Source organism: Microbacterium sp. Be9, assembly GCF_011754135.1.
GTDB lineage: Bacteria > Actinomycetota > Actinomycetes > Actinomycetales > Microbacteriaceae > Microbacterium > Microbacterium maritypicum_A.
Window position 1 is genome coordinate 1104978 of the sequence record NZ_WNWT01000004.1, and the last position, 25218, is coordinate 1130195.

22 protein-coding genes and 1 riboswitch are annotated in these 25218 nt (G+C 68.0%); of the genes, 10 read left to right on the top strand and 12 right to left on the bottom strand.

Annotation, left to right across the window (positions count from 1 at the left end):
* Window positions 1-46: 46 nt before the first annotated feature.
* From GLO27_RS09475 to GLO27_RS09515, 9 genes are all read right to left on the bottom strand, one after another.
* Window positions 47-1681, bottom strand: coding sequence for an ABC transporter substrate-binding protein (locus tag GLO27_RS09475; RefSeq protein ID WP_292776304.1), 1635 nt, complete (start codon window positions 1679-1681; stop codon window positions 47-49).
* A 217-nt stretch (window positions 1682-1898) separates the two neighbouring features.
* Window positions 1899-4832 carry an aminomethyl-transferring glycine dehydrogenase gene (gene gcvP / locus GLO27_RS09480; protein ID WP_167254550.1) on the bottom strand — a complete coding sequence of 978 codons (2934 nt, stop codon included), beginning with the start codon at window positions 4830-4832 and terminating at the stop codon, window positions 1899-1901.
* A complete protein-coding gene (gene gcvH, locus GLO27_RS09485) occupies window positions 4810-5187 on the bottom strand; it encodes a glycine cleavage system protein GcvH (RefSeq protein WP_167254552.1) in 378 nt (125 codons plus the stop codon). Before gcvH ends, gcvP begins: the two co-directional genes overlap by 23 nt.
* Window positions 5184-6308, bottom strand: coding sequence for a glycine cleavage system aminomethyltransferase GcvT (gene gcvT, locus GLO27_RS09490; RefSeq protein ID WP_167254554.1), 1125 nt, complete (start codon window positions 6306-6308; stop codon window positions 5184-5186). Before gcvT ends, gcvH begins: the two co-directional genes overlap by 4 nt.
* Before the next feature lie 154 nt (window positions 6309-6462).
* Window positions 6463-6557: riboswitch (glycine riboswitch) on the bottom strand.
* Between the two features lie 145 nt (window positions 6558-6702).
* A complete protein-coding gene (locus tag GLO27_RS09495; RefSeq protein ID WP_167254556.1) occupies window positions 6703-7578 on the bottom strand; it encodes an ATP-binding cassette domain-containing protein in 876 nt (291 codons plus the stop codon).
* A complete protein-coding gene (locus GLO27_RS09500) occupies window positions 7575-8426 on the bottom strand; it encodes an ABC transporter ATP-binding protein (protein ID WP_021199589.1) in 852 nt (283 codons plus the stop codon). Before GLO27_RS09500 ends, GLO27_RS09495 begins: the two co-directional genes overlap by 4 nt.
* Entirely contained in the window at window positions 8423-9400 is a 978-nt protein-coding gene (locus GLO27_RS09505; RefSeq protein WP_021199588.1) for an ABC transporter permease, read from the bottom strand. The genes GLO27_RS09500 and GLO27_RS09505 overlap by 4 nt, the downstream gene beginning before the upstream one ends.
* Window positions 9393-10388 (bottom strand): ABC transporter permease, encoded by a 996-nt coding sequence (locus GLO27_RS09510; protein ID WP_021199587.1) that lies wholly within the window; start codon window positions 10386-10388, stop codon window positions 9393-9395. The genes GLO27_RS09505 and GLO27_RS09510 overlap by 8 nt, the downstream gene beginning before the upstream one ends.
* A gap of 40 nt (window positions 10389-10428) precedes the next feature.
* Window positions 10429-12117: an ABC transporter substrate-binding protein gene (locus tag GLO27_RS09515; protein WP_029260355.1), complete on the bottom strand. Its 1689-nt coding sequence runs from the start codon at window positions 12115-12117 to the stop codon at window positions 10429-10431.
* A 269-nt stretch (window positions 12118-12386) separates the two neighbouring features.
* On the opposite strand from GLO27_RS09515, the gene GLO27_RS09520 reads away from it, so the two are divergent.
* The 7 genes from GLO27_RS09520 to GLO27_RS09550 are packed head-to-tail and all read left to right on the top strand — an operon-like array spanning window position 12387 to window position 19755.
* The gene (locus tag GLO27_RS09520; protein ID WP_167254558.1) at window positions 12387-13103 is read left to right on the top strand and encodes an NUDIX domain-containing protein; all 717 of its coding nucleotides are present in this window, start codon (window positions 12387-12389) and stop codon (window positions 13101-13103) included.
* Window positions 13100-14437, top strand: a complete 1338-nt coding sequence (nadA, locus tag GLO27_RS09525) for a quinolinate synthase NadA (protein WP_167254560.1) — start codon at window positions 13100-13102, stop codon at window positions 14435-14437. Before GLO27_RS09520 ends, nadA begins: the two co-directional genes overlap by 4 nt.
* Complete coding sequence (nadB, locus tag GLO27_RS09530; protein WP_167254562.1) at window positions 14434-15957, top strand: L-aspartate oxidase; 1524 nt, start codon at window positions 14434-14436, stop codon at window positions 15955-15957. Before nadA ends, nadB begins: the two co-directional genes overlap by 4 nt.
* Window positions 15957-16808, top strand: a complete 852-nt coding sequence (nadC, locus tag GLO27_RS09535) for a carboxylating nicotinate-nucleotide diphosphorylase (protein WP_021199582.1) — start codon at window positions 15957-15959, stop codon at window positions 16806-16808. The genes nadB and nadC overlap by 1 nt, the downstream gene beginning before the upstream one ends.
* A gap of 35 nt (window positions 16809-16843) precedes the next feature.
* Entirely contained in the window at window positions 16844-17980 is a 1137-nt protein-coding gene (locus GLO27_RS09540; protein ID WP_031207225.1) for a cysteine desulfurase family protein, read from the top strand.
* Window positions 17981-18002: 22 nt separating this feature from the next.
* Window positions 18003-18950 carry a glycosyltransferase family 2 protein gene (locus GLO27_RS09545; RefSeq protein WP_167254563.1) on the top strand — a complete coding sequence of 316 codons (948 nt, stop codon included), beginning with the start codon at window positions 18003-18005 and terminating at the stop codon, window positions 18948-18950.
* A gap of 31 nt (window positions 18951-18981) precedes the next feature.
* Complete coding sequence (locus GLO27_RS09550) at window positions 18982-19755, top strand: SDR family oxidoreductase (RefSeq protein ID WP_029260361.1); 774 nt, start codon at window positions 18982-18984, stop codon at window positions 19753-19755.
* Between the two features lie 43 nt (window positions 19756-19798).
* Here the strand turns inward: GLO27_RS09550 and GLO27_RS09555 are convergent, their stop codons facing one another.
* Window positions 19799-21856, bottom strand: coding sequence for an ABC transporter ATP-binding protein (locus GLO27_RS09555; RefSeq protein WP_167254788.1), 2058 nt, complete (start codon window positions 21854-21856; stop codon window positions 19799-19801).
* 165 nt (window positions 21857-22021) lie between these two features.
* On the opposite strand from GLO27_RS09555, the gene GLO27_RS09560 reads away from it, so the two are divergent.
* Window positions 22022-23500 (top strand): MDR family MFS transporter, encoded by a 1479-nt coding sequence (locus GLO27_RS09560; protein ID WP_021199577.1) that lies wholly within the window; start codon window positions 22022-22024, stop codon window positions 23498-23500.
* Window positions 23501-23534: 34 nt separating this feature from the next.
* Here the strand turns inward: GLO27_RS09560 and GLO27_RS09565 are convergent, their stop codons facing one another.
* Entirely contained in the window at window positions 23535-23681 is a 147-nt protein-coding gene (locus GLO27_RS09565) for a hypothetical protein (protein WP_021199576.1), read from the bottom strand.
* A 95-nt stretch (window positions 23682-23776) separates the two neighbouring features.
* Here GLO27_RS09565 and GLO27_RS09570 point away from each other — a divergent pair, with 95 nt between their 5' ends.
* Window positions 23777-24370, top strand: a complete 594-nt coding sequence (locus GLO27_RS09570; RefSeq protein WP_021199575.1) for a 1-acyl-sn-glycerol-3-phosphate acyltransferase — start codon at window positions 23777-23779, stop codon at window positions 24368-24370.
* Between the two features lie 25 nt (window positions 24371-24395).
* Here the strand turns inward: GLO27_RS09570 and GLO27_RS09575 are convergent, their stop codons facing one another.
* A complete protein-coding gene (locus GLO27_RS09575) occupies window positions 24396-24599 on the bottom strand; it encodes a hypothetical protein (RefSeq protein WP_021199574.1) in 204 nt (67 codons plus the stop codon).
* Between the two features lie 69 nt (window positions 24600-24668).
* On the opposite strand from GLO27_RS09575, the gene GLO27_RS09580 reads away from it, so the two are divergent.
* Complete coding sequence (locus tag GLO27_RS09580; protein WP_167254566.1) at window positions 24669-25196, top strand: DUF6328 family protein; 528 nt, start codon at window positions 24669-24671, stop codon at window positions 25194-25196.
* Window positions 25197-25218: the final 22 nt, after the last annotated feature.

Here is a 25218-nt window from a genome sequence, read left to right on the forward strand (position 1 = left end):
GTGACGAAGAATCGTCACCGCCTCACAGGTGAAGTGCCGTCGGGCTTTACTCGCCGGCCTTCGTGATCTCGTAGTACAGCGGAACCGAGTTCCAGCCGAACGTCACGTTGCTGACGTTCTCGCTGAAGCCGCCGGTCACGTTCGAGTACCACAGCGGGACCGCCGGGAGGTCCTTGAACAGAACCTCCTGCGCCTTGGTGAAGTCCTCGATCTGTGCGTCGGCGTCGGGGTTGCTGATGCCGGCCTTGATCAGGTCATCGAACTCGGGGTTCGAGTAGTCGCCGTCGTTGGAACCGGCGCCCGTCGCGTAGAGCGGTCCGAGGAAGTTGTACAGACCCGGGTAGTCGGCCTGCCATCCCGAACGTGCAGCGGTGGTGATGGTGCGGTCGTTGACCTTGGTCCGCAGGTCCTGGAAGGTCGGGTACGGGTCGCCGGACGCCTCGATGCCGAGCGTGTTCTTGATGCTGTTGCTCACCGCGTCGACCCAGGCGTCGTGCCCGCCGTCTGCGTTGTACGCGATCTTGAACTCGCCGTCCCAGGGGGCGATGGCGTCGGCCTTGGCCCACAGCTCCTTCGCCTTCTCGGGGTCGTAGTCGAGGACCTCGCTGCCGGGGACCGAGTCGGACCAGCCGTCGATGACGGGCGACGTGAAGTCCTTCGCGGGCGTACGCGTGCCCGAGAAGATCGTCTTGGTGATCTCGTCGCGGTTGATCGCCATGGAGATCGCCTGACGACGCAGTTTGCCCTCTTCGCCGCTGAAGTGCGGCAGGAACTGGCCGATCGTGAACGACTGGAACACAGCGGAGGGCTGGTTCACGGCGCGGTCGCCGAGCTCGTCGGTGAAGACCGCCAGGGAGTTCGTCGGGATCGCGTCGATGACGTCGACCTCGTTCGACAGCAGGTCGGCGTAAGCCGCTTCCTGCGTCGCGTAGAACTTGATGGTGAGACCGCCGTTGGCTGCCTTGCGACCGCCGTCGTAGTCGTCGTTGCGGACGAGCTCGATCTGGACGTCGTGCTGCCACGCGTCATCGCCGGCGATCTTGTACGGACCGTTGCCGATCGGGTTCTGCCCGAAGGCGTCCATGTCCTCGAAAGCGACATCGGGCAGCGGGTAGAACGCGGAGTAGCCGAGACGCAGAGCAAAGTCAGACGCAGGCTTGTTCAGCGCGATGGTGAAGGTGTAGTCGTCGACCTGCTGCAGGCCGGTCAGCTCGGAGTCCTCGTCGTAGCTGAAGCCCTCGATGTCCTCGAAGAAGTAGCTGGAGAGGTGGCCGTTGGAGAGCTTCGCGCCCTCGTTCCACGCCTTGATGAAGTTGTCGGCGGTGACTTCCTCGCCGTCGGTGAAGGTCTCGCCCTTCTTGAGCTTGACCGTGAGGTGCTGGGGGTCCTCGGTGGTGATCTCCTCAGCCACGTCGTTGACCGGCTTGCCGTCGGCGTCGTAGTAGATCAGCCCAGCGAAGATCTCGTCGAGGATCTTTCCGCCACCGACCTCGTTGGTGTTGGTCGGGATGAGCGGGTTCTCCGGCTCGGATCCGTTCGTCGTGATGATAGCGTCCGCGTCGACGTTGCCGCCGGCGTCGCCCTTCGAGTCGTTTCCGCCACCGCTGGCGCAGCCCGCCAGCGCCAGCGCGCCGATCACGAACAACGCGGTGCCCGCAAGGGCGATCTTGTTGCGCTTCACTTTGTGTCCTCCTGTGGACATTCGGGGTTCTGCGTGCGCATCGTCGAGCACGCAGGGATACCTGAGAGTAACCCGCGCCTCTGTCGCAGCCGCCCTCAGCTAACGAACTGTTACTGAGTGGTGACCATCTGTAACACCGGGGAAACACCACGAAACAGAAGACGGTGCCGCGCTCCACTCGGAAGCGCGACACCGCCTGCTCGGATGAGCACGAGGCTCAGGCGAAGGCCTCCACGGGCGGGCAGGCGCACACCAGATTGCGGTCGCCGTAGGCCTGGTCGATGCGGCGCACGGGCGGCCAGTACTTTCCGGCGACCAGCGCATGCACCGGGTAGGCGGCGTCCTCGCGCGAGTACGCGTGGTTCCACTCCCCCGCGATGAGCGAGACAGCGGTGTGCGGCGCGTGCACCAGCGGGTTGTCATCGGCCGGCCAGCGACCGGCAGCGACGGCCTCCGCTTCGGCCTTGATCATGATCATCGCTTCGATGAAGCGCTCGATCTCGTCGAGGTCCTCCGACTCCGTCGGCTCGACCATCAGGGTTCCCGCGACGGGGAACGACATGGTCGGCGCGTGGAAGCCGTAGTCGATGAGGCGCTTGGCGACGTCGTCGACCGTGATGCCGGTGGCTTCCTTGAGCGGACGCAGATCGAGGATGCACTCGTGCGCCACCCGACCGTTCTCGCCGGTGTACAGCACCGGGAAATGGCCGCCGAGGCGCTCGGCGATGTAGTTCGCCGAGAGCACGGCCGCTGCCGTGGCGCGACGCAGCCCGTCGGCGCCCATCATGCGCACGTACGCCCACGAGATCGGCAGGATCCCCGCGGACCCGTAGGGAGCGGCGGAGATCACACCGCCCTCGAACGTGAAGCCGCCGAAGTGCTCCGCGCTCTGCGCGAGGGGGTGCGAAGGCAGGAACGGTGCGAGGTGCGACTTCGCCGCGACCGGCCCGATGCCGGGGCCGCCACCGCCGTGCGGGATCGCGAACGTCTTGTGCAGGTTGAGGTGCGAGACGTCGCCGCCCAGGTCACCGAAGCGCGCATAGCCGAGCAGGGCGTTGAGGTTGGCGCCGTCGACGTACACCTGCCCACCGGCGTCGTGCACGGCGGACGTGATCTCCACGACCTGCTCCTCGTACACACCGTGCGTGGAGGGGTAGGTGATCATCAGGGCCGAGAGGTCGTCGGCGTGCTGGGCGATCTTCGCGCGCAGGTCGTCGAGGTCGACGTTGCCGAGCTCGTCCGTCGCGACCACGACGACCTTCATGCCGGCGAGCACGGCCGATGCCGCATTCGTGCCATGGGCCGACGAGGGGATGAGGCACACGGTGCGGTGGGTGTCGCCGTTCGCGTGGTGGTACCCGCGGATGGCCAGGAGACCCGCGAGCTCACCCTGCGAACCGGCGTTCGGCTGCAGCGAGACCGCGTCGTAACCGGTGACCTCGGCGAGCCAGCCCTCGAGCTGGTCGATGAGCTCGAGGTAGCCCTGCACGTCGGACGCCGGGGCGAACGGGTGGATGCCGGCGAACTCGGGCCAGGTGATGGCAGCCATCTCGGTGGCGGCGTTGAGCTTCATGGTGCACGAGCCCAGCGGGATCATGCCGCGATCGAGCGCGTAGTCGCGGTCGGAGAGGCTCTTCAGATACCGCATCATGGCGGTCTCCGAGCGATGCGAGTGGAAGACCGGGTGCGTGAGGTACTCGTCCTGACGCCGCAGCGCCTCGGGAAGCCGGCCGTGCTCGGAGGCGGCGATGTAGCCGAAAGAGCGCCCTGTACCCGACGCGAAGCAGCCCGCGACCCGATCGAGGTCGGTGAACGTCGTGGTCTCATCGACCGAGACGCCGACGGTGTCGGCGTCGACCTCGTGGAGGAGATAGCCCGCGTCGTGCGCGGCGGCGACGATCTCGGAGGCGCGGCCCGGCACACGGACACGGAGAGTGTCGAAGAACTCCCTGTGCTCGATGTCGAGTTCGAGCTCGATGAGCCACGTGGCCAGAGCGTCCGCCTTGCGGGCCACGTCCAGAGCGATCGCCCGGAGCCCGTCAGGGCCGTGGTACACCGCGTACATCGATGCCATGACGGCCAGCAGCACCTGGGCGGTGCAGATGTTCGACGTCGCCTTCTCGCGACGGATGTGCTGCTCGCGCGTCTGCAGCGAGAGCCGGTACGCGAGCTTGCCGTCGGCATCCACCGACACTCCCACGAGTCGACCGGGCAGCTGACGCTCGAGGCCGGAGCGGACCGCCATGTAGCCGGCGTGCGGCCCGCCGAAGCCCATCGGCACGCCGAAGCGCTGGGTCGTGCCGACCGCCACGTCGGCGCCGAGGGATCCGGGCGAGGCGATCAGGGTGAGTGCGAGCAGATCCGCCGCCGCGACGGCGAGAGCACCGGAGAGGTGCGCGGCGTCGAAGACGGCGGACGGGTCCCAGACCCGTCCGGATGCCCCGGGGTACTGGACGAACACACCGAACAGGTCGGCCGGCAGCTCCTCGCCAGCGGCGAAATCGACCGTGACGATCTCGATACCCAGGGCCTCAGCACGCGTGTCGAGCATCGCCCTCGTCTGCGGGAGGGCATCGGCGTCGACCGCGAACACGGTCGACGCCGACTTCGAGGCACGACGGGCGAGCAGCATCGCCTCGACGACCGCGGTCGACTCGTCGAGCATCGACGCGTTGGCCGTGGTCAGCCCGGTGAGCTCGGCGACCATCGTCTGGAAGTTGATGAGCGCCTCCAGACGCCCCTGGGAGATCTCCGGCTGGTACGGCGTGTACGCCGTGTACCAGGAGGGGTTCTCCAGCACGTTGCGCTGGATCACCTGCGGCGTGATGGTGCCGTAGTATCCCAAGCCGATCATCGGGCGGTTCACGGTGTTGCGCGACGCGAGCGTCCGGAGCTCGGCGAGAGCCTCGGTCTCGCTCGCCGCGGACGGGATGAGCGAGGGCGCATCCGTGGCCTCGGCAGACGGACCGGTGTAGATCGACGCCGGCACGGCCTGGCGCATGAGCGCCTCTACCGGACTCAGCGCAGAGTCGGCTGCGGTGGTGTCGAGACCGAGGGCGGCGAGCATCGTGCGCTGCGCGGCATCCGTGGGTCCGATGTGACGATCGGCGAAAGTGACCACTGGAGAATCAGCCCTCCGTGAGAGCGACATAGGCGTCGCGGTCGAGCAGACCGTCGAGAGCACCGGCGGCGACGGTGACCTTCAGCAGCCATCCGCCCTCGAACGGCGCCGCGTTGACGAGCGACGGGTCATCCACCGCTGCGTCGTTGATCTCGACGACCGTGCCCGAGACGGGAGCGTAGAGCTCGCCGACCGACTTCGTCGACTCGATCTCGCCGACGACCGATCCTGCGGTGACCTCGGTGCCGACGGCGGGGAGCTCGACGAACACGACGTCGCCCAGCTTCTCGGCGGCGTAGTCGGTGATCCCGATGGTCACGGTGTCGCCGTCAGCGGCGATCCACTCGTGCTCTTCGGTGTAGTGGAGTGCGGCGAGATCGGTCATTTGGTCCTCCGGTAGAAAGGCAGGGCGGTCACGGTCGCGGGGATTCTGGTCCCCCGCACATCAAGGAATACTGCGGTTCCCTCTTCCGCGGAAGACGGGGTCACGTAGGCCATCGCGATCGGATGACCGAGCGTGGGGCTGAGCGCGCCGCTCGTGATCTCACCGAGCACCGACCCGTGTTCGTCGACCACGGCGTAGCCGGCGCGACCGGCGCGCTTGCCCTCGGCGACGAGTCCGACCAGGACCGGCGCTTCCGGTGCTTCGGCCGACTCCGCAGCGGCGGAGAGAGCGGCCTTGCCGACGAACTGCTCCTTCGCGCTCACGACGACCCGGCCAAGGCCCGCCTGCGCCGGCCGAGTGTCGAGGCTCAGCTCGTGTCCGTACAGGGGCATACCCGCCTCGAGCCGCAGGGTGTCGCGCGCGGCGAGTCCGGCGGGGACGAGGCCGTGCGGTGCGCCCGCGGCGAGGAGCGCATCCCAGAGCGACGCGGCGCGGTCGGCGGCGACCAGAAGCTCGAAGCCGTCCTCGCCGGTGTAACCGGTGCGCGCGAGGAGGACGGGCACGCCGTCGTAGTTCGCGGACGCCCAGGCGTAGTACTTCTGCTCGGTCCAGGGAATGCTGACGTCGGTGATGCCCGGGGTCTCGGCGAGGATGGCCTCGGCGTTCGGTCCCTGCACGGCGATGAGTGCATAGTCGTCGGAGACGTCCTGCACCACGACGTCGAAGCCGTCGGTGCGATCGCGCAGAGCAGCGGAGACGGCGTCGCGGTTGCCCGCGTTGGAGATGATGAGGAAGTCATCGCCCTCGAGGCGATAGACGATCACGTCGTCGATGATCCCGCCGGACTCGGCGAGCAGGAGCGAGTACTTCGCCTTCCCGACGGCCAGCGCCGAGAGGCGGCCGGCCAGGGCGTTGTCGAGGAAATCGGCGGCTCCGCTGCCCTGGACCGTGAACTCGGCCATGTGCGAGATGTCGAAGATGCCCGCGCTCTGGCGCACGGCGTGGTGTTCGGCGAGGTCGGAGGTGTACCGCACCGGCATCTGCCAGCCGCCGAAGTCGGTGAACGATGCGCCCAGCGCCTCATGGCATGCGCGCAGCGGGGTGTAGCGGGGGTCGGACATGGAGTTCTCCCGGGCTGTGTCGGGCGGAACGGCGGCACCGTCGTTCCTCGGAACTCCCCCTCTGTCATGGGCCTGAGAGCTTCACCCGTGCGCGGAGGCGGGGCTTTCACCGTCGGCGGATCCGCAGAGTCGCCGGATCGCTTTTCAGAGTGGCCGGAACCGCGCGGTACGCGTACCTGAGAGATTGGCGGGGAGGCTTGCTCCTTCGGTGCCCGGCTGCGTTCGCCGGGGCTCTCCCGCGTGGTTCATTCGGCCTGTCTTCAATTGTGGGTCCAGTCTAGCCGGTCGGATCCTCGGTGCCGGATTCTCCGGAAGCGCGTTCGAATCGCGCGAATGGTCCCGTTCCGGGGTCAGACGCGACCATTCACGCGATTCGAAGGCGGAGCGCCGGCCGTCAGCGGGTGATGCCGAGTTCGGCCCGCACCTCGTCGCGCAGGCGGCCGAGGTTGTCGGGCTCTGGTGCTGCCCCGAGGAGCGTCTTGGTGTATTCGTGCTGCGGGTTGAGGATGACCTCGTCCGCGAGGCCGCGCTCGACGACGTCGCCCTTGTAGAGCACCATGATCTCATCCGAGAAGTGCCTCGCCGTGGCCAGGTCGTGTGTGATGTACAGCACACCCAGGTTCTCCTCGCGCTGCAGATCTGCGAGAAGGTTCAACACCCCCAGCCGGATCGACACGTCCAGCATCGAGACCGGCTCGTCGGCGACGATGAACCGGGCGCCCGGGGCGAGAGCCCGCGCGATCGCGACACGCTGTCGCTGCCCGCCCGAGAGCTCGTGCGGGCGCCGCTCCGCGAAACTCTCCCCTGGGGTCAGACGCACCCGCTCCAACAGCTCCACCGCGCGCTCCCGCACCTGCGCCCGCGACAGCTCCGGGTGGTGCAGACGGATCGGCCGCTCCAGATGATGAACGATCGTGTGGAACGGGTTCAACGACGCGAACGGGTCCTGGAACACCATCTGCACGTCCGCGCGGTAGCGCTCCAACGCCCGCCCCCGAGCCCCGGACGCCTTCCCGTCCAACAGGATCTCGCCGCTGGTGGGCGTCTCCAGCTTCATCAGCATCCGGGCGATCGTCGACTTCCCCGACCCCGACTCCCCCACCAGGGCGACCGTCTTGCCCGCCTCGATGGTGAACGACACGTCCTTCACCGCATGGAGGATGCTGGTCTTGAATCCCGACCGCAGGTGGAAATCCTTCACCAGATTCCGCGCTTCCAACGTCGCCACCTGCGGCACGGCCGCGGTGGAGCTCGTGATGCTCGTGGTCATCGGACGCCCTCCTGGCTCACACCGGTGCGGACGAAGTCGCCCCGCTCGCCCTTGAGCGACGGGAAGCTCGACAGCAACCGCTTCGTGTACTCGTGCTGCGGAGTCCGGTAGATCTCCTCCGCCGTTCCCTCCTCGACGATCTGCCCCTGCAACATGATCGCGATCCGATCACTGATCTCGATCAGCATCGGCAGATCATGCGTGATGAAGATCACCGCGAATCCGAGCTTCTCCCGCAGCCGCATGATCTCCCGGATGATGCCCCGCTGCACGACCACGTCCAGCGCCGTGGTCGGCTCGTCCATGATCATCACCTGCGGATCGAGGGCCAGAGCCATCGCGATCATCATGCGCTGCCGCATGCCACCCGACAGCTCGTGCGGGAAACTCGACAGGCGGTTGGGGTCCACGCCGACGAGCGTCAGCAGTTCCTCCGCCCGCGCGGTCTTCGCCTTCTTGCTCATCCCGGGCCGGTGCGTGTCGAAGATGTCGAAGATCTGTGCCTTGACACTGATCACCGGGTTCAACGAGTTCATCGCCCCCTGGAACACCATCGAGATCTTGTCCCACCGGAACGCGCGCAGACCCTCGCCGTCCAGTCCCACGATGTCGATGTCATGACCATCCCGGTCATGGAACACGATCTCCCCGCCCGTCATCAGAGCCGGAGCCTTGAGCAGACGGTTCATGCCGTAGGCCAGGGTCGTCTTCCCGCAGCCCGACTCCCCCGCCAACCCCAGGATCTCGCCCCGGTTCAACGTCAGCGACACATCCCGCACGGCCTTCACCGGCGGATCCACCTCATACTCGATCGACACGTTCCGCGCCGTCAGGACCGGCTCGCTCATGCGGTGACTCCCTTGGTCTTGGCGGCCTTGCGCACACGCCGCGCGGCTTCGGGCGCATTGCGCAGCTTCGGATTGATGACCTCGTCGATCGCGAAGTTGATGAGCGACAGGCCGGCACCGAGAATCGCGATCATGAGCCCCGGCGGGACGAACCACCACCAGGCACCGCGTCCGAGGGCCTGCCCCGACTGCGCGTCGTTGAGGATCGATCCCCACGTGATCGAGGAGTTGGGGCCGAGACCGAGGTAGGACAGGCCGGCCTCTCCGAGGATCGCGAAGATGATCGCGAAGAGGAACTGGGCCGTGAGCAGCGGCAGGAGATTGGGCATGATCTCGACCAGGATCACGCGGAACGACCGCTCCCCTGCGACCTTCGACGCATAGACGTAGTCACGCGTACGGAGCGATCGTGTCTGGAGCCGGAGCACATATGCCGCCCCGGCCCAGGAGGTGATGCCGAGCACGAACGCGACGAGCTGCCAACTGCGCTGCGGCACGAACGAGGCGATGACCATCACCAGCGGAAGCCCGGGGATCACGATCATCACGTTCGTGAGGAGTGCGAGACCGTCTTCGCGCCAGCCGCCCAGATATCCGGCCAGAACGCCGAAGAACAACGACAGCACGATCGCGATGCCGCCGGCGGTCACACCGATGAGCAGGGACCCCTGAGCGCCGATCGCCAGTTGCGCGAACATGTCGTTGCCGAGCTTGGTGGTGCCGAGCCAGTGTTCCGCGGAGGGCGGCTGGAGCGCAGGGTTCGCCGTGCTGCGCGGGTCCTGCGAGAAGATCGGCGCGATGATCGCGAACAGCACGATGGCCGCGACCAGGATCACGCCGACGATGAACTTCGGCGAAGTGCTGGGAAGGATGCGACGACGCTTGCGCCCCTGCTGCGTGGCGAGCGAGACCGTGCTGGCCGGGGCGGTGACGGGTGGCTCCTGCGTCAGGAGCGGGTTCTTCGTGTCAGACATTCTGGCGAGCCCTCGGGTCGATGAAGCCATAGACGAGGTCCATGATGAAGTTGGCGGCGAGCACCGTCAGGGTGATGACGAGGAACAGTCCCTGCATCAGCGCGTAGTCGTTGTTGGTCACGGCCTGGAACATCAGCTTGCCGATTCCGGGGTAGGTGAACACCTGCTCCATCACGATCGAGCCGGCGACCACGAAACCGAGCGTGATCGAGAAGCCCGCGATCGAGGGGATCGCCGCATTGCGGGCCGCGTAGGTGGTGAGCACGCGACGGGGCCGGAGACCCTTCGCCTCCGCCGTCAGCACGTAGTCCTCGGCGAGCGTGGAGACCATCATGTTGCGCATGCCGAACATCCACCCGCCGACCGAGCTGATCACGATCGTGATAGCGGGCAGGATCGCGTGCGCGACGGCGTCGGTGAAGAACGCCCAGGTCGGCTCGGGGCCGTCCGGGTAGTCGAAGACGTCGTACCCGCCGAAGATCGGGAACCAGCCGAGACCGACCGCGAACACCGAGACGAGGATCAGCGCCAACCAGAAGTACGGGATCGACTGGAGCACAGTCGTGACGGGGATCAGGTGGTCGACCCAGGTGCCTCGCTTCCATCCGGCCCAGGCGCCGAGCACGACGCCGAGGACGAAGGAGATGACGGTCGCGGTGCCGACCAGGACGAGCGTCCAGGGAAGCGCACCGGCGATGAGCTCCGTCACCGGAGTGGGGAACTTGGTGACCGATACTCCGAGATCGCCCTGGAACATGCGTCCCCAGTAGGACAGATACTGCTCCCAGAGAGAGGAATCGTCGCCGCCGAGCAGGAGCTTGATGTTGCGGATGGCGGTCTCGGAGACCTCACCGCCTGCTCGCTGCATCTTGGCGATCATGATGTCGGCCGGGTTCCCCGGCATGAGCCGGGGAAGAAGGAAGTTGATGGAGATCGCGGCCCAGAGCGTGAACGCGTAGAACCCGATTCTTCGTGCATAGAACTTCATGTCACTGTTTTCCTGACTTCCTTCTTCCCCGACTCCTTTACTACTTGACCGGCTGCAGCTGCGTCAGCACGTAGCCTGCCGCGATCGCACCCCAGGACGGCGGGAAGGCGTAGAGGTCTTCCTCGGTCGGCCAGCCCGTGTAGTCCTTCGTGTTGTAGAAGGTCTGCGTCGCGTTGATCACGAGCGGGATGTAGGGCAGGTCACGGACGATCTCGGTCTGAATCGTCGCGTACAGCTCCTTCTTCGTCGCCTCGTCGTTCGTGCTGATCGCCGACTGGATCGCGGTGTCGACGACCGGGTTGCTGTAACGGCTGAAGTTCCAACGGCCTGCCGGGACCTCCGTGCCGACGGGGCTCGTCGACTCGACGGCGGTGCCGCCGAACCAGTCGCGGTAGATCTGGAACGGGTCGGCGACGGACGTGCCGATCACACCACCCATGATCAGCTGGAAGTCGCCACCCTGACGGGAGTCGGAGAACTCCTGCCACTGCACGGTCGATGCCGTGATCTTGATGCCGGCCGCCTCTGCCTGCTCGGCGATCAGCTTCGCGGCGTCGTTGTAGTCGGTCCACCCGTCGACCGAGGTGAGCGTGAGCTCGAGCGGCACGCCACCCTTCTCGTAGATGCCGCTGGAGCCCTTGGTGTAGCCGGCGGCCTCGAGGATCGAACCGGCCTCGGCGGCGTTCGCCTCCTGCGGGCTGACCTCGTTGGCCGGATCGGCGAGCCACTTCTCGTCGCGCGGCAGCAGAGTGAACGCGGGAGAGATGTCGCCCGTCAGCCCGACGAACGCCTTGTCCTTGATGGTGGAGCGGTCGATCGCGACGTTGAGCGCCTGACGCACGGCGACGTCGGTCTGCGGACCGGTGCAGCCGAGGTCGGCGTTCGAGCAGGTGTAGAGAACCGTCGGGTCCTGGGGCGTGTTGATCCAGTCGATCTTGCCGTTGCCGGTCACGTCGTCCGGGTTCGGGATGAACATGCCGGTCCAGTCGAGCTTGCCGGCGGCGAGCAGATCCTGAGCGGTCTGGTTGTTGTCGACCGCGATGTACTGGACCTTCTTGATGCCGAGCTTGTCGGCATCACGGTAGTTCTCGTTGGCCACCAGCGTGTAGGACTCGCTCGTGGTCTTGTCGACGACGTAGGGGCCGGACCCGACGGGGTCCTCGTTCGTGAAGTTGGCGAAGTCCTTGACGTCTTTCCACACGTGCTCGGGGAGGATGTAGCTCGACCCCATCCGCTGGAATTCCGTGGTGTACTGCGCGGACGAGTAGGTCAGGACGGCGGTCGTGTCGTCGGTGGCCTCGGCGGAGACCAGACCGTTGCCTTCGGGGTTGTTGGCCTCGTAGTTGAACGAGAACGCCACGTCCTTGGCCGTGAGCGGCTCGCCGTCGCTCCACTTGAGGTCGGGCTTGATGGTCACGGTGATGACCGTGCCGTCCTCGTTGTACTCGAACGAGTCGCCGATCAGGCCGACCGGCTCGGAGTCCGCGGTCTTGTTGTAGAAGAACAGCGGTTCGTAGATCGGTCCGAGCGCGCCATGAAGCACTGTCGGTGCGAACGGGTTGTAGTTCGCGGCGATCGGGGTCTGGCTGCCGGCCCAGACACGCAGGGCCCGGTCGCCATCGGCGTTGCCGCTGTCGCTGCCGCCACCACAGGCCGTGAGGCCCAGGGCGAGGACGGATGCTCCGGCAATCGCGGTGAGCGCAATCTTGCGCCTTCCGTTACGGATCATTTCTCTTGTTTCCTCTCGGTGCTGCACTGCAGGAGGGATCGCTCCGGATGGAGCAGAACCCCGGAGGTGGGGTTCCTGGGCCCTGGGAGGCAGCCGGTCGGCTCCTCCCGAAGGGGTTTGTTAGGACAGTAACCTAACAAACCCCGCCCCGCCGAACAAGCTTCCCTGCGCCCACGAGATAACGTTTCGGACTCGACGCGGACCGCCGTCATCGGCGCCCACTAAGTGTCCGAATGACACTAAGATCGGTGTCGGAGGTTAAGGTGTCCATGACTCAAACTAGCGACATCCGGGTCGCCGTCTCGACGGTCATCCTGACGTTGCGTCGCACGGACGACGGACGCGCGGTCCTCGCGCTGCCCCTCGTGCGGCGCACCCGCGAGCCGTACGCCGATCGATGGGCTCTCCCCGGCGGCTGGCTCACCCCGACCGAATCGCCCGTCGACGCCTCGGCACGCACCCTGGCCGAGACCACAGGACTCTCCCCCAGCTACCTCGAGCAGCTCTACGCCTTCGGCGCCGTCGACCGCTCCCCCACCCGGGTCGTGTCGATCGTCTACTGGGCGCTGCTGCGACAGGACGATGTGACAGCGCAGAGCGCGGCGCATCGCGCGTCCGGTCACGCGCCCGAGAACGTGGAGTGGTTCGACATCGACGAGCTGCCGCAGCTGGCCTTCGACCACGCGAAGATCATCGAGTACGCGCTGTGGCGTCTGCGCAACAAGGTCGGCTACAGCCGCGTCGCCCAGGGATTCCTTCCTGCGGAGTTCACCCTCGCCGAGCTGCGCGAAGCCTACGAGGCGATTCTCGGCCGCACCCTCGACCCCGCCAATTTCCGGCGTCAGGTGGAGGCCGCGGGCAACCTGCTCCCCACCGACCGGTTCCGCACCGGAAGCCACCGACCTGCACGTCTGTACCGCGACAACACCGACGTCGAGCTGGCCGATCGCGGCCCGCTCGGTCCCGAAGAAACGAGCACCCGATGAGTATCACCTTCGTCCCCGCGCCGGCCGTCCCGCCGCTGGACGCCTCGGTCGACCATGCGATCCAGGCCATCGTCAGCGGCGCGTCGACCGACGCCACATGCACCACCGACCTCGCCGCCGGTCCGTGGGACTTCGACGCGCGACCGGGCTACGGACCCGGCTCTTCCATGGGCGACGTGATCCCGACGGGGGCGCCGCGTCAGGGAGAGCTGCCCACCGAGTACCGCGAGGCGACGGAGGAGGAGCTCGACAGACGGATCCGCGCCGCGAAGGCCACCCTCGGCGACCGCGTCGTGATCCTGGGCCATTTCTACCAGCGCGAGGAGGTCGTGCAGCATGCGGACTACGTCGGCGACTCGTTCCAGCTCGCGACCGCGGCCAAGGGACGGACGGATGCCGAAGCCATCGTGTTCTGCGGCGTGCACTTCATGGCCGAGACCGCTGATCTGCTCTCGCAGCCCGACCAGGCGGTGATCCTGCCCAACCTCGCCGCCGGATGCTCGATGGCGGACATGGCCGACATCGACCAGGTCGAGGACTGCTGGGAACAGCTCGAAGACGTGCTCGGCGACCTCGACGCCGTCGACGCCGACGGCCGCGTGCCGGTGATCCCGGTGACGTACATGAACTCCTCAGCGGCGATCAAGGGCTTCGTCGGACGGCACGGCGGGATCGTCTGCACCTCGTCCAACGCTGAGACCGTGCTCGAGTGGGCTTTCGAGCGTGGGCGCCGCGTGCTGTTCTTCCCCGACCAGCACCTGGGTCGGAACACCGCGAAGGCGATGGGGGTGCCGCTCGAACACATGCGGATGTGGAACCCACGGCGAGCGCTCGGCGGATCCTCGGCCGCAGACCTGCTCGACTCGCGCGTGATCCTGTGGCACGGCTTCTGCTCGGTGCACCGGCGTTTCACCGTCGGCCAGATCGACCAGGCCCGTGCCGAGCACCCCGGCGTGCGCGTGATCGTGCACCCCGAGTGCCCGATGGAGGTCGTCGACGCCGCGGATGAGGCCGGTTCGACCGAGTACATCCGCCGGGCGATCGACACGGCCACCGAGCCGACCACATTCGCGATCGGCACGGAGATCAACCTCGTCCGCCGGCTCGCCGCCCAGTACCCGCAGCACGAGATCTTCTGCCTCGACCCGGTGGTGTGCCCCTGCTCGACGATGTACCGCATCCACCCCGGATACCTGGCCTGGGTTCTGGAGGAGCTGGTGGCCGGCCGCACGCCGAACCGGATCACCGTCTCCGACGATGTGGCCGACCCCGCGCGTGTGGCGCTGGAGCGGATGCTCGCGGCGAGGCCTCCGGTGGTCGCGGGCGCACGATGAACGTCATCGTCGTCGGGTCGGGCATTGCGGGACTCACCGCGGCGCTTCATGCGCACGAGGCCGGACACGACGTGACGATCGTCACCAAGCGCGACCTCGGAGACGGCTGCACCGGGCTCGCTCAGGGTGGCGTCGCCGGCATCTACGGTCCGGACGACTCTGCCGCACTGCACGCCGCCGACACCCGAGACGCCGGTGCCGGGCTGTCGGACCGGGACGCCGTGCAGGTGCTGGTCACGGACGGAGCGGCACGGATCGCCGAGCTGATCGCACGCGGTGTCGGCTTCGATCGTGCGGTGGACGGCACTCTGCTGCTCGGGCGTGAAGCCGCCCACCGCCACGCCCGCATCGTGCACGCGGGAGGTGACGCCACGGGCGCGGCGATCTCCGCGGCGCTCGTCGCGTCCGTGCGGCGGACGGACATCCCCCTCATCGAACATGCCTTCCTGGTTGACCTGCTGAGGCAGGAAGGCGCCGTGCGCGGAATCCGGATCCTCCTCGACGGTGAGGTCTCCGAGATCCCCGCCGATGCCGTCATCCTCGCCACCGGCGGCGCCGGCCACCTCTACGCGCACACGACGAACGCGGCGGGGACGACCGGAGACGGCATCGCCGCCGCGATACGGGCGGGCGCTGCGGTCGCCGACCTGGAGTTCGTCCAGTTCCATCCGACGATCCTGGCGAAGGGCCCCGCGTTCCTCATCTCCGAGGCGGTGCGCGGCGAGGGCGCGACACTGATCGACGACGACGCCCGTCGGTTCGTGTTCGACAGCCACCCCGACGGCGAGCTCGCACCGCGCGACGTGGTGGCGCGAGCGATCGCACGCCGCGCCACGGCTCAGGCCGCCCCGGTCAGGCTCGACGCCACGATGCTCGGTGCCGAGACCCTCGCGCGGAGGTTCCCCACGATCGATCGGGTGACCAGAGAACGCGGCTTCGACTGGGCCCGCGAACCGATCCCCGTGACGCCGGCCGCGCACTACCTGATGGGTGGCGTGGTCACCGACCTCGACGGCCGCACCACCGTGCCCGGCCTCTTCGCCGCGGGAGAGGTGGCACGCACCGGGGTGCACGGGGCAAATCGTCTGGCGTCGAACTCGCTGCTCGAAGGCGCGGTGTTCGGGGCCCGTGCGGCGGCGGCGTTGACGAGACCCTGGGCGGATGTCGCGCACGGCTCCCCTCAGGCCCGCCCCCGTGCGGAAGGGAGCCGCGGTGCGATCGCCCCCGCGTTCAGTCGCTCTGCGCTGCAGCGGCTGATGTGGGAAGACGTCGGACTGCTGCGGAACAGAGACGGTCTCTCCCGCGCGCTCGACGTCCTGCAGACCTGGACCGCGGAGAGCCCGGCGCCGACGACCGTGTCGGCGCACGAAGACGCGAATCTGCTGCTGCTCGCGCAGGCGACGGCCACCGCAGCGCTCGCCCGCACGGTATCCGTCGGCGCCCACCATCGTGTCGATGCGGCCGGAACCGCCGCCGATGCCTCTTCTCGCCTCCCCTCATCGATCCTGGAGCCCGTCTGATGCTGACCACCGCCACCATGAACCGCGTCGTCGGCGCGGCCCTCGAAGAAGACGCGCCCTGGGGGGACGTCACCAGTACCACGCTGCTGCCAGCGGATGCCACCGCGACCGCCGATCTCGTCGCCCGGGAACCCGGAGTCTTCAGTGGTGGAGAGGTCTTCGCCGCCGCGTTCCGGCTCACCGACGCGACTCTCGACATCGACCTGCACGTCGGTGACGGCGACGAGTTCGCCGCGGGCGATGTGCTCGCCTCGGTCTCGGGGTCGGCCCGCAGTGTGCTCACCGCAGAGCGCGTTGGCCTGAACTTCACGCAGCGGATGAGCGGTATCGCCACCCTCACCGCCGCGTACGTCGCCGCGATCGAGGGCACTGGTGCTCGCATCGCCGACACCCGCAAGACCACGCCGGGACTGCGGGCGTTCGAACGGCATGCGGTCGAATCGGGCGGCGGACACAACCACCGGTACTCGCTGTCGGATGCCGTGATGGCGAAGGACAACCACCTGGCCGTGCTCACGCGTTCGGGGCTCGACCTCGCGACGGCGCTCCGCGAGGCACTGTCCCGCCTCCCGCACACGACCCACGTCGTCGTCGAGGTCGACCGGCTCGACCAGATCCCCGCCGTCCTCGACGGCGGTGCCCACACCGTGCTGCTCGACAACTTCTCGCTCGACGACCTGCGCGCGGGGGTGGCCCTCATCTCCGGCCGTGCCACGGTCGAGGCCTCGGGAGGCGTGAACCTCGACACGGTCGGCGACATCGCCCGCACCGGAGTGGACGTGATCTCGGTGGGGGCGCTGACACACTCCGCGCGCGCCCTCGATCTGGGCCTGGATCTGCGGATCGACTGACCGCGATGTCGCCCTCGGACCTGCCCCGCACCGGCATGCTCTACCTCGATCACGCCGCGACCTCCCCGGTACGACCGGAGGTGCTCGAAGCGATGCGGCCGTTCCTCTCCGGCGTGTTCGGAAACCCGTCGAGCCATCACACGGCCGGCGAGGCCGCGGCGGGCGCGCTCGACGATGCCCGTGCACGGGTGGCGCGCGTGCTGGGGATGCGGACGGGCGACGTCGTGTTCACCGCCGGCGGCACCGAAGCGAACAACCTCGCGGTGAAGGGCATCATGCTCGCGGCTCTCGAGACGGGGCGGCGGCATCTGGTGACCTCGCCGATCGAGCACGAGTCGATCCTCGGATCCGCCGACTATCTACGACGCTTCCACGCCATCGAGGTCTCCCTCCTGCCCGTGGACTCGCGCGGACGGATCGACCCGGATGACCTGGCTGCGGCGATCAGGGACGACTCCGCTCTGATCTCGATCGGCCACGCCAACAACGAGATCGGCACCGTCCAGGATGTGTCGGCGCTCGCCGCCGTCGCCCGTGCCGCCCGCGTCCCCCTGCATCTGGATGCCGTGCAGTCGGCGGGATGGCTCCCTCTGGGTGATCTCGGCGCAGACGCGGTGTCGATCGCCGGCCACAAGCTCGGGGCTCCGAAAGGCATCGGTGCCCTGGCCGTCCGTGGGCGCGTGCCGGTGGAGCCGCTGCTGCACGGCGGCGGCCAGGAGCGCGGGAGACGCTCAGGCACCGAGAACGTCGCGGGCGCCGTCGCACTCGCGACGGCGCTGGAACTCGCCGAGACGGAACGCGTAACGGTTGCGGCGCAGGTCGGATCGGCGACCGCGCGGTTCATCACCCAGGTGCTCACGAGCATCCCCGATGCCACGCTCACCGGGGATTCCCGAGGCCGTCTGCCCGGAACGGCGAGCTTCACGTTCGCCGGCACCAGCGGGGAGTCGATTCTGCTCGAGCTGGAGCGCCGCGGGGTCATCTCGTCGAGCGGATCGGCATGCGCGGCGGGCAGCGACGAGCCGTCGCACGTGCTGCTCGCCTGCGGTGTGGCCCCCGAAGTGGCGCAGACCGCCGTACGTTTCACGTTCGATCGCGCGGCTCTGCCCCCGGATGCTCCCGAACGGCTGGCTGTGCTCGTCGCCGAGTCGGTGCGCGCGGCCCGCGGCTGAGCCACGGTCATAGACTCAGCAGGTGACTGCCTCCGCCCCGATCGTGACGCTGATCGTCCCCGGACGCGACATCGCGGCCTTCGCCCGCGCCGCTCTCGACTCGCTGCGCGCGCAGACCGAGTCACGATGGCGGGCGATCCTCATCGACGACGGCTCGACGGATGACACAGGAGCGATCTTCGACGCCGCCGCAGCCGAAGACCCCCGCTTCACGACGATCCGCCACGGGGCCTCCCGCGGTCTCGGCGCCGCGCGCAATGTCGGTCTGGAGCTCGTCGACACCCCGTACCTCGGTTTCCTCGACGGCGACGACGAACTGCTGCCGAACGCCCTCGCCCGCATGACGGAGACACTGGGCCGGACCGGAAGCGACTTCGTCGCCGGCGCCTACGTACGCTCGCGGGTCCGCGGTGACGGCTACGTCGCCGGCCGCGTGCAGCCCTGGGTCGCTGCGGCCACGTCTCCGGAGCGACTCGGCACGACCCTCGCCGCGCACCCCCTGGCGGTCTCGAACATCGTCGCCTGGTCGAAGGTGAGCCGCACCTCGTTCTGGCACGACCTGCGCTTCCCCGAGGGGGTCGCCTACGAAGACCAGGTGGTCGCGCAGCTCATGTACACCCGGGCACGCGCATTCGATGTGATCCCCGATGTGGTCGTGCGCTGGCGGCTCCGCGCCGATGGCACCTCAATCACTCAGGGCAAGGCACAGCTGCCGGTGCTGCGCGACTACCTCGCGGCCCTCCGCGGCGGCCTCCACGTGCTGCACGAGGCCGGTGCCCACGCCTCGGTGACCGCTCGCATCGAACTCATCCTCGCGATGGACGTCGCCTCGCTCCTCGAGATCGCCGAGAGCCATGCCGACCCGACCTACGCCGCCGAGGTCGACGCCTTCATCTCGGAGCTGCGGGCCCTCCCCGAGTTCGCCGACGCCGCGCCCGACCCCGCCATCGCCGCCGCGCTCGCGTGGTGATCCCCGCCCTCCGAACCCTGACGGTGAACACATGAACGACTACCTCTCCTCCCTGTTCTCACTCGACGGTCGCACCGCCGTCGTCACCGGCGGCAGCTCCGGGATCGGCCGGGGGATCGCCACCGCACTCGCTCGCGCCGGAGCGTCGACGGTCATCGTCGCGCGCGGTGAGGATCGCGTCCGCGAGACGGTCGACGAGCTGCGCGCGCTCGGATGCCGCGCCCACGGCGTGATCGGCGACCTCAGCACGAGGGACGGGATCCACGCGGTCGGCGAAGCAGCGGCCGCACCGTTCGGCGCGCCCGACATCCTCGTCAACTCCGCCGGCATCAACATCCGCCCGCCGTTCGCGGAGATCACCGAAGACGACTGGGACGCGACGATGACAGTCAACGCCCTCGCGCCGTTCCTGCTCGGTCAGCGCTATGCGCAGGGCATGGCCGCACGCGGATACGGTCGACTCATTCACATCAGTTCCCAGCAGGCCCACCGCGCCTTCGTGGGCAGCGGCATCTACGGCGCGTCGAAAGGCGCGGTGGAATCGCTCATGCGCTCCGAGGCCGAGGCCTGGGGTGGAACCGGCGTCACCAGCAACACGCTCGTCCCCGGCTTCGTGCTCACCCCTCTGAACGCCCGGTTGCAGCAGGACCCGGAGAAGGTCGCGGAGCTCGCCGCGCGCACGATGATCGGGCGCAACGGTCTGCCGAGCGACTTCGCGGGAGCGGCGGTGTTCCTTGCCGGAGCCGGCTCGGCCTACGTCACCGGCCAGTCGCTGTTCGTCGACGGCGGCCTCTCGGTGCACTGACGCGCGGTGCCACGACGCCTCCTCAGGGCTCAGGGCTCAGTACTCAGTGCTCAGGCGGGTAGACCCGTTCGTCCGGTCGAGGCTCGGCGAGCAGCGGCACCGCAGCGGTGATGGTCGCGACCGCATCCGCCCCCGCGGAATCGGCGGGCGCCTTGTCCGCGCGGCGATCGGCGAGGGGTGCCACGGCGCCCCCGGTCACTTCCTCCTCGACGGCGGCCTCGGTCTCGAGCACGCGCGACGCCGCAACCTGCTCGGCCGCGAGCTCGGCATACAGACCGCCGCGGGCGAGCAGTTCGACGTGCGAACCCGACTCGACGATGCGCCCGGCCTCCAGAACGTGGATCACGTCCGCGCCCATCACCGTCGAGAGCCGGTGGGCGATGGAGAGGGTCGTGCGCCCCTTCGCGGCCTCGTCGAGCGCCTCCTGCACCACGCGCTCCGAGACCGTGTCGAGTGCCGAGGTCGCCTCGTCGAGGAGCAGCACCGGAGGGTCTTTCAGCAGCACCCTGGCGATCGCGATGCGCTGTTTCTCGCCACCGGAGAGCCGGTAGCCGCGCTCCCCCACCACGGTGTCGTAGCCCTGCTCGAAGCCGGCGATGATGTGGTGGATGTTCGCGGCGGTGCAAGCGGCGATCAGTTCTTCCTCGGTCGCATCGGGCTTGGCGTAGCGCAGGTTCTCACGGATCGTGGCATGGAAGAGGTACGTCTCCTGCGACACGATGCCGACGTTGTCGATGATCGACTCCTGCGTGAGCGCGCGCACGTCGGCACCGGCGAACATCACGGCTCCTCCCTTCGCCTCGTACAGGCGAGGAGCCAGATACAGGATCGTGGTCTTGCCGGCGCCCGAGGTGCCCACGAACGCGACGTGCTGGCCGGGTTCCGCCACGAAGGACACTCCGTCGAGCGTCGGACGGGCGTCGGAGGACGCGTCCGGGTAGCGGAACACCACCTCGGCGAACTCCAGGCGTCCTCGCGGCCCGGGTGCGTCGTCGACCGTGATCGCGTCGGGCGCATCCTGGATCTCCGGGACGAGGTCGAGGTATTCGAAGATGCGCGCGAACAGCGCCGACGACGTCTGCAGATCGAGTGACACCCGCATCAGACCCATCAACGGCATGAGCAGCCGCGCCTGCACCGTGGTGAACGCGACGACGGTTCCTGCGGTGATCGCCCCGGTGCCGCCGGCGATCAGGTATCCGGAGACGAGATAGATCACGGCAGGAACGCTGGCCATCAGCACCTGCACGACGGCGAAGAAACCCTGGCCGCTCATCGCCCGGCGCACCTGGAGGACCACCTGGTTGCGGTTCTCCGCCTGGTAGCGCTCTGACTCGGTGCGCTGGCGGTTGAAGGCCTTCGACAGCAGCATGCCCGAGACGCTCAGCGTCTCCTGCGTGATCGAGGTGAGCTCGGACAGCGATTCCTGCGTCTCTCCCGCGATACGTGCCCGCACCTGGCCCACCTTGCGCTGGACGAAGATCAGGAACGGCATCATGATCACGGCGATGAGCGTGAGACGCCAGTCGATCAGGATCATCGCGACGAGCGAGGCGATCACCGTGACGACGTTGCCCAGGATGCTGGTGACGGTGTTCGTCAGCACGCCGGAGACGCCACCCACGTCGTTCTGCAGGCGTGACTGGATGACGCCCGTCTTGGTGCGGGTGAAGAAGCCGAGTTCCATCGCCTGCAGGTGCTCGAACAGCTTCACACGCAGGTCGCCGGTGACACTGTTGCCGACGGTTGCCGTGAGCCAGGTCTGGGCCACTCCGAGAGCAGCGGAGAGCAGGAAGAGACCGATCATGGCGGCGACGAGCCAGGCCAGCAGTTCGAGGTGCGGCCCTCCCCCGGCGACGGGGAAGAGTGCATCGTCGAAGATCCGTTGCACGATCAGCGGCGGCACGACGGCTATCGCGGCGCCGACCACCACCAGGATGCCGGTGGAGAAGATGCGCCAGCGATACGCGCGGAACAGCGAGACGACCCGCGCACCGAGGCCGTTGATCCGGGGGGCCTCGGCATTCAGCTTCCGCTGCGCGCTCTCGTCGACCCCGCGGAAGCCACCACCCCGCGGGCCACCGCCCATGCCGCCGCCCATGCTCATGGCGCCAGCGTACTCACGTGCGGGGACACCGAGGCCCGCGCCTCCGCCGTCGGCGGATATCTGTGAATTCGGAATGAAATGTCCGCGGCTGCCGTTACGCTGAGTGACTCTTGCGAACTCTCGCGATACTCCGTTTCTTCTTCGCCCTGGAGGCCGCCCATGTCTGCCGTCGATACCGGCTCCATCTCGACGACCCCCGCAGCGGCAGGGGGCGAGATCTCCCGCAAGGACATGCGGGTGATCTGGCTGCTACTGGTCGCCGCCTTCGTCGCCATCCTCAACGAGACCACGATGGGGATCGCGATCCCTCATCTGAACACCGACCTGGGCATTCCGCCCGAGCTCGGCCAGTGGCTCACGAGCGCCTTCATGCTCACCATGGCCGTGGTCATCCCGACCACCGGGTTCATCCTGCAGCGGTTCACGACGCGTCAGGTCTTCATCGCCGCGATGATCGCGTTCTCGCTCGGCACGCTCGTCGCGCTCGTCGCCCCCGGCTTCGCCGTGCTGCTCGTCGGCCGTGTGATCCAGGCGGCCGGTACCGGCATCATGATGCCGCTGCTCATGACGACGATCATGAACGTCGTGCCGCCGCAGTCCCGCGGTCGCATGATGGGCCGTGTCGGCCTCGTGATCTCGCTCGCTCCCGCCATCGGCCCGACCCTCGCGGGTGCGGTGCTCGAACTCGCCAGCTGGCGCGCGCTCTTCGGAATCATCCTCCCGATCTCCCTCATCGCCCTGTTCATGGGCGTCAAGTGGATGACGAACCTGGGTGAGACCCGCGCCGTGCCGCTCGACGTGCTGTCGATCCCGCTCGCGGCGCTCGGCTTCGGCGGCATCGTGTTCGGACTCAGCCAGTTCGGCGGCGAGGGCGGATCGGGCGAGACCGCCGGCATCATCTCGCTGGTGGTCGGCGCGGTGTCGCTCGGCCTGTTCGTCTGGCGTCAGCTCGTGTTGCAGCGCGTCGACGACGCGCTGCTCGATCTGCGCGTGTTCCGCTCCAGCAACTTCACGCTGTCGGTGATCATCATGTCGATCCTGGCGCTGTCGATGTTCGGCACGCTGACGCTGCTTCCGCAGTATCTGCAGAACGTCGCCGGTCTCAACCCGCTGCAGTCCGGCCTGATCCTGCTTCCGGGCTCGCTGCTCATGGGGCTGCTCGGGCCCGTCATGGGCCGTGTCTACGATGCGCGCGGCACGCGTCCGCTGCTCATCCCCGGCACGATCCTGGTCTCGGCGTCGCTCTTCTTCTACTCGACGGTGGGCGAGCACACCGTGTGGTGGGTTCTCATCATCGTGCAGGCGGCGATGTCGGTCGGCCTGGCGATGTCTTTCACGCCGCTGTTCTCCGCCTCGCTCGGGTCGCTCCAGCGATCGCTGTACTCGCACGGTTCTGCGGTGCTGAACACGCTGCAGCAGGTCGGCGGCGCGGCCGGTGTCGCGCTGCTGCTGGTGACGTACTCGTCGATCCTGCACGCGGGCGAGCAGGAGGGGCTGTCGACCGCGGTCGCCGGCGCCCCCGGCGCGCGCATGGCGTTCCTCATCGCCGCCATCATCTCGCTCGCGGCTGTGGCGCTCAGCCCGTTCGTGCGCAAGCCCGCCGACGATGCCGGCGAGGGTTTCCACGGCGGTCACTGACCGTCCGTAGACGGCCTGCGATGGCGTCTGCCGCTTACTCGCTCTTCGGGGCGGGGAACTGGCAGACGCCATTGCTGCAATAGCCGGCAGCATCGCCCTCGAGCAGATTCAGAGAGTCCAGGAGCGGCTGCAGCCCGACGGGCGCTTCCTGCTGCACGGAGTCCTGCTGCGTTTTCTTCATCCCTCGATCGTACGCCCGCCCGGAGGCGGTGGCGCCGAACCTGCCCGGTGGGCGTCGACAGCGGGCGGACAGCCGTTCTCCCCTACGGTTGATCCATGCTCACACGACTCCTCGCCCGCATCTTCTGGGCGTTCAGCAGATGGACGCTCGTGAGCGAGGCCGCGCCGACGCGCCCGACCGTGCTCGTGGGCGCGCCCCACACGTCGAACTGGGATTTCGTCCTGATGCTCGCCATCGCCTGGAAGCTCGATATCGACGTGCACTGGCTGGGGAAGAAGAGCCTCTTCCACGGCTGGAGAGGACCGGTCATGCGTCGCCTCGGCGGCATCCCCGTCGACCGCGCCGATCCGGCACGCGTGGTGAAAGACGTCGTGAGCCAAGTCCACGACGGCACGGTCTTCGGCCTGGTGGTCACCCCGGATGGCACCCGCGGCGGCAACGAGTACTGGAAATCGGGCTTCTACCGGATCGCCCGAGAAACAGGCATGCCGGTGACGCTCGGGTTCGTCGATCGGACGACCATGACCACGGGACTCGGGCCGACGATCGACCTGACCGGCGATGTCGCGTCGGACATGGACCGGATCCGCGCGTTCTACGCTGACAAGGCCGGCGTGCGCCCGGAACGACGCACCGAACCACGGCTGCGTGAAGAGGATGCGGCTACGACCGAGACCGACGACGCGTAAGCAACCGAGCCGTGCACGCAGGAGGTCATTCCTCGTGCTCGGCGTGCGAGCGGGCGTACTCGAGGTCGTCGTCGCTCAGCGACTCCACCATCCCGACCACGGCGCCGGTGATGACGCGGATCTCCTCGCGCACCTCCTCTTCCAGGTGCGGGGTCTTGCTGTCGAGCACCGCCCGGCGCCCGTCTTCCGAGAGTTCGGACCACCAGTCGCGGATCGGCGGGAGCGTCATCGTGCCTTCTTTCGTTCTGCGGGTGCACGCGTCTGGACAGCACCGGAGTGCGGAATCCACACTGAGACCATGACATCAGAACCATCTGGTCGTGGGGACGGTCTCGACGACCGTGCCGACGGACGCGACGAGACCGCGAATGAACGCGCGGATCGCAACTGGGACGAGCTGTTGCAGGAGTTGCGCGTCATGCAGACCGGTACGCAGATCCTCACCGGATTCCTCCTCGCCGTCGCCTTCCAACCGCGTTTCACCGACATGGACGAGCTCCAGCGAGATCTGTACGTCGTCCTCGTCGCTCTCGCTGCGGTGGCGACCATCCTCGCACTCGCGCCGGTGGGGATGCATCGTGCACTTTTCGGCCGCCGTCGCAAGCCCGACCTCGTCCGCATCGCCGCCCGGATCGTCCGTATCGACCTGGTCGTCATCGGTGCCCTGACCATCGGCGTGACGACCCTGATCGTCGATTTCACGGTGGACCGTACGGCGGGGATCATCGCTCTCGTCGCAGCGGTCGTCCTGGTGGTATCCCTGTGGGTGGCGCTGCCCCGGGTCATGCGTGGCCGTCCTCTCGTCCGCGGAGCCGCCGACGAGTGACGGCGATTCCGCGGACGCGAGA

Bases quoted from the DNA above. Each gene is read 5' to 3' on its own strand.
- gcvP (WP_167254550.1), bottom strand. From the start codon at position 4,832: ATGTCGCTCTCACGGAGGGCTGATTCTCCAGTGGTCACTTTCGCCGAT.
- gcvH (WP_167254552.1), bottom strand. From the start codon at position 5,187: ATGACCGATCTCGCCGCACTCCACTACACCGAAGAGCACGAGTGGATC.
- gcvT (WP_167254554.1), bottom strand. From the start codon at position 6,308: ATGTCCGACCCCCGCTACACCCCGCTGCGCGCATGCCATGAGGCGCTG.
- GLO27_RS09495 (WP_167254556.1), bottom strand. From the start codon at position 7,578: ATGACCACGAGCATCACGAGCTCCACCGCGGCCGTGCCGCAGGTGGCG.
- GLO27_RS09500 (WP_021199589.1), bottom strand. From the start codon at position 8,426: ATGAGCGAGCCGGTCCTGACGGCGCGGAACGTGTCGATCGAGTATGAG.
- GLO27_RS09505 (WP_021199588.1), bottom strand. From the start codon at position 9,400: ATGTCTGACACGAAGAACCCGCTCCTGACGCAGGAGCCACCCGTCACC.
- GLO27_RS09510 (WP_021199587.1), bottom strand. From the start codon at position 10,388: ATGAAGTTCTATGCACGAAGAATCGGGTTCTACGCGTTCACGCTCTGG.
- GLO27_RS09515 (WP_029260355.1), bottom strand. From the start codon at position 12,117: ATGATCCGTAACGGAAGGCGCAAGATTGCGCTCACCGCGATTGCCGGA.
- GLO27_RS09520 (WP_167254558.1), top strand. From the start codon at position 12,387: ATGACTCAAACTAGCGACATCCGGGTCGCCGTCTCGACGGTCATCCTG.
- nadA (WP_167254560.1), top strand. From the start codon at position 13,100: ATGAGTATCACCTTCGTCCCCGCGCCGGCCGTCCCGCCGCTGGACGCC.
- nadB (WP_167254562.1), top strand. From the start codon at position 14,434: ATGAACGTCATCGTCGTCGGGTCGGGCATTGCGGGACTCACCGCGGCG.
- nadC (WP_021199582.1), top strand. From the start codon at position 15,957: ATGCTGACCACCGCCACCATGAACCGCGTCGTCGGCGCGGCCCTCGAA.
- GLO27_RS09540 (WP_031207225.1), top strand. From the start codon at position 16,844: ATGCTCTACCTCGATCACGCCGCGACCTCCCCGGTACGACCGGAGGTG.
- GLO27_RS09550 (WP_029260361.1), top strand. From the start codon at position 18,982: ATGAACGACTACCTCTCCTCCCTGTTCTCACTCGACGGTCGCACCGCC.
- GLO27_RS09555 (WP_167254788.1), bottom strand. From the start codon at position 21,856: ATGGGCGGCGGCATGGGCGGTGGCCCGCGGGGTGGTGGCTTCCGCGGG.
- GLO27_RS09560 (WP_021199577.1), top strand. From the start codon at position 22,022: ATGTCTGCCGTCGATACCGGCTCCATCTCGACGACCCCCGCAGCGGCA.
- GLO27_RS09565 (WP_021199576.1), bottom strand. From the start codon at position 23,681: ATGAAGAAAACGCAGCAGGACTCCGTGCAGCAGGAAGCGCCCGTCGGG.
- GLO27_RS09570 (WP_021199575.1), top strand. From the start codon at position 23,777: ATGCTCACACGACTCCTCGCCCGCATCTTCTGGGCGTTCAGCAGATGG.
- GLO27_RS09575 (WP_021199574.1), bottom strand. From the start codon at position 24,599: ATGACGCTCCCGCCGATCCGCGACTGGTGGTCCGAACTCTCGGAAGAC.
- GLO27_RS09580 (WP_167254566.1), top strand. From the start codon at position 24,669: ATGACATCAGAACCATCTGGTCGTGGGGACGGTCTCGACGACCGTGCC.